Below are 3,622 nucleotides of genomic sequence, written 5' to 3' on the forward strand. Positions count from 1 at the left end.
GCTCCGCCCCCCGCCCCGCCAACCCCGTCTCCCGCGGCATGGCCGCCCACAGCAGCCGCGGCGCAGGCGGAGGCGGCGGCACCGGCGGCGCCACGCCCCCACCCCGTAGCAGCAGCCCCACTGCGGGCACCCCGCACAGCAACCGCAAGAACACAGGAGCAGGAGGTGCAGGGCGTTGACGACCCAGTCCCAGCCGGTCGCGCCCCGCCGCACGTATCTCGTCGGCCGCGCCCGGCCGAACGCGATCGTCGGCAAGAACCGGGAGACCGGCGAGATCGCCCTGATCATCGTCGGCGCCTTCCTCGGCATGATGAGCGGACTCCTCGTCCCCGCCCTCCCCCTGCGGATCGCTCTCCTCGCGGGCCTGCCCATGCTCGCGATCGCCGCCGTGTACCTCCCGTACAAGCACCGCACCTTCTACAAGTGGTTCGAGATCAACCGCAGCTACAAGCGGATGCTCAAGCGCGGCACCGCCTACCGTTCCGTCGCCTCCGAGGCCGGCACCCGCCTCGACGGCCGCGAGGTCGAGGTCGGCCCGCCCCCCGGCATCGGCCGCGTCGGCTGGCTCGCCGCCCCCTTCGGCCCCGACGAGATCGCCGTCCTCCTCCACGCCGACCGCCGCACCGTCACCGCCGCCATCGAGATCGAGGGCCCCGGCGTCGGTCTGCGCGACAGCGAGGACCAGGAAGCCCTGGTCGACCGCTTCGGCACCCTCCTCAAGCACGTCGCCAACGGCGACGGCTTCGTGACCCGCCTCCAGATGCTGGCCCGCACCCTCCCCGCCGACCCCGACGCCCATGCCAAGGACGTCGCCCAGCGCGGAGACCCCCAGGCCCCCATCTGGCTCCAGGATTCCTACGACCAGCTCCAGTCGATGGTCTCCACCTCCAGCGAGCAGCACCGCGCCTACCTCGTCGCCTGCATGCACTACACCCGCGACCTCGCCGCCGAGGCCAACGCCATGGCCCGCGCCGCCCGCCACGCCTCCGGCGCCCGCAAGCTCGACCGCGACGCCGGCCTCGCCGTCGTCATGGCCCGCGAACTCACCGACATCTGCGCCCGCCTCGCCGAGGCCGACATCCGCGTCCGCCAGCCCCTCGGCCAGTCCCGGCTCGCGTCCCTCGTGCACTCCATGTACGACCCGGACCACCCCATCGACCACATCCAGGCCATGACGAAACGAAACGCTTGGCCCGCCGAACTCGACGCGATGGAACCGACCTACCTCCAGGCCAAGACCCGCGAGTCCTCCACCCGCGCCCCCTGGTGCCACGCCACCGCCTGGGTGAAGGAGTGGCCGATGACCCCGGTCGGCGTCAACTTCCTCGCCCCGCTCCTCGTCCACACCCCCGACGTCATCCGCACGGTCGCCGTCACCATGGACCTGGAGCCCACCGAGGTCGCCATCGAGCGCATGCTCACCGAGAAGACCAACGACGAGGCCGAGGCGTCCCGCCAGGCCAAGATGAACCGCACGGTCGACCCCCGCGACATCGCCGCCCACGGCCGGCTCGACCAGCGGGGTGAAGATCTCGCCAGCGGCGCGGCAGGAGTGAACCTCGTCGGGTACATCACGGTGTCGTCGCGTTCGCCCGAGGCCCTCGCCCGGGACAAGCGCACGATCAGGGCCTCCGCCGGCAAGTCGTATCTGAAGCTGGAGTGGTGCGACCGCGAGCACCACCGGGCCTTTGTGAACACCTTGCCGTTCGCGACCGGCATCCGCCGCTAGGGCCGAAGGGGCACAGACCCATGCGAGATCCGCTGTCCGTCCTCACCGAAGCCTTCACCGCCTTCCTCTTCGGGAAGGTGGAGACGACCCGTCTGCCCGTCCGCACCTCCACCGGGCAGGCCCAGGCCGTCTACCTGCCGACCGCCGCACCCGGCCTCGGCGACTCCGGCGTCATCATCGGCCGCGAGGTCTACAGCGGCAAGGGCTACATCTACGACCCCTTCCAGCTGTACGGGCAGCAGCTCCCCGCCCCCCACTGGCTGGTCCTCGGCGAATCCGGCAACGGAAAGTCGGCCCTGGAGAAGACGTACGTCCTCCGCCAGCTCCGCTTCCGCGACCGGCAGGTCGTCGTCCTCGACGCCCAGGGCGAGGACGGCGTCGGCGAATGGAACCTCATCGCCCAGGAGCTGGGGATAACCCCCATCCGCCTGGACCCGATGGTCGCCAACGACTCCGGGATCCGCCTCAACCCCCTGGACCCGTCGATCACCACGACGGGCCAGCTGGCCCTCCTCCGCACCATCATCGAAGTGGCGATGGGCCACGGCCTCGACGAGCGCTCCGGCTTCGCCCTCAAGGTCGCCCACGCCTACGTCACCGAACACACCACCGACCGGCAGCCGATCCTCACCGACATCGTCGAGCGCCTCCGCCACCCGGAGGCCGAATCGGCGGAGGCGATGAACGTCGACATAGACGACGTACGGGCCTGGGGCCTGGACGTCGCCCTCGTCCTCGACCGCCTCGTCGACGGCGACCTCCGCGGCATGTTCGACGGCCCGACGACGGTCGGCATCGACCTCGACGCCCCCCTCATCGTCTTCGACCTGTCCCACATCGACCGCAACTCCATCGCCATGCCGATCCTCATGGCGATCGTCGGCGTCTGGCTGGAACACACCTGGATCCGCCCCGACCGGAAGAAGCGCATCTTCCTCGTCGAGGAGGCCTGGCACATCATCAACAGCCCCTTCGTGGCCCAGCTGTTCCAGCGCCTCCTGAAGTTCGGCCGCCGCCTCGGCCTGAGCTTCGTGGCAGTCGTCCACCACCTCTCGGACGTCGTCGACGGAGCAGCGGCAAAAGAAGCGGCGGCAATCCTCAAGATGGCCTCGACCCGCACCATCTACGCCCAGAAGGCCGACGAGGCACGCAACACGGGCCGGGTCCTCGGCCTGCCCCGCTGGGCGGTCGAGATCATCCCGACCCTCACCCCCGGCATCGCGGTCTGGGACGTCAACGGCAACGTGCAGGTGGTCAAACACCTCATCACCGAGAAGGAACGCCCCCTCGTCTACACCGACCGCGCCATGACGGAAGCCTCCGTCACGGACCCGGAACTGGAGTGGGAGACCGAACAGCGCGCGATCCTCATCGAGCAGCAGATGAACGGCACTTCGCAGTCGACGGTGGCGTGACGTGACCGAGCAGAAGAGGCAGGGCGGCGTCTCCGACGGCTTCGTCGTCGGCCTGTTCGCCCTGATCCTCGGCCTCGCGGTCCTCGTCTGGACGGCAACCGGCGTGGCCGGGCTCCTCGCACACGGCGCCTGGCCGGCCGGCGTCACCTTCGCCCGGACCCCGATGGCCCTGCGCGCCCTCGCGACGGCCCCGACGGACCTCCCGGCGGCCTGGCCCGCCACCCCGCCGGGAGCACTCTCCGGGTACGGCCTCTTCTGGGGCCTGCTGATCGGCGAGGCGATGATCCTGATGGTCCTCGCGGTCTTCGTCCTCGGCACGACGGTCCGCTGGCGCGCGGTCCGCGCAAACCGAAAGGCGGGGGCGTACGCCCCGGCTCCGGTACGGGGCGACACGGGCGTACGGAAGGACACGGAGGCACGGAAGGACACGCAGGCACGGGAGGAGCCCGCCGCGCCCCCGGCCCCGCGCCGCCCGGCG

Annotated in this window: 2 protein-coding genes and 1 pseudogene; all 3 read left to right on the forward strand. The window is 71.0% G+C overall.

The genetic code is table 11. The features are described from left to right. Positions 1 to 175 precede the first annotated feature (175 nt). Positions 176 to 1,729, forward strand: coding sequence for an SCO6880 family protein (locus CCN56_RS17845; protein ID WP_086828025.1), 1,554 nt, complete (start codon positions 176 to 178; stop codon positions 1,727 to 1,729). A gap of 20 nt (positions 1,730 to 1,749) precedes the next feature. Next, complete coding sequence (locus tag CCN56_RS17850; protein WP_086828027.1) at positions 1,750 to 3,144, forward strand: ATP-binding protein; 1,395 nt, start codon at positions 1,750 to 1,752, stop codon at positions 3,142 to 3,144. A 1-nt stretch (position 3,145) separates the two neighbouring features. Beyond that, positions 3,146 to 3,622 (forward strand): annotated as a pseudogene (locus tag CCN56_RS17855) (type VI secretion protein); the annotation flags it as partial.

It is taken from the genome of Streptomyces sp. NRRL B-24572, assembly GCF_002156145.1.
Taxonomy (GTDB): domain Bacteria; phylum Actinomycetota; class Actinomycetes; order Streptomycetales; family Streptomycetaceae; genus Streptomyces; species Streptomyces vietnamensis.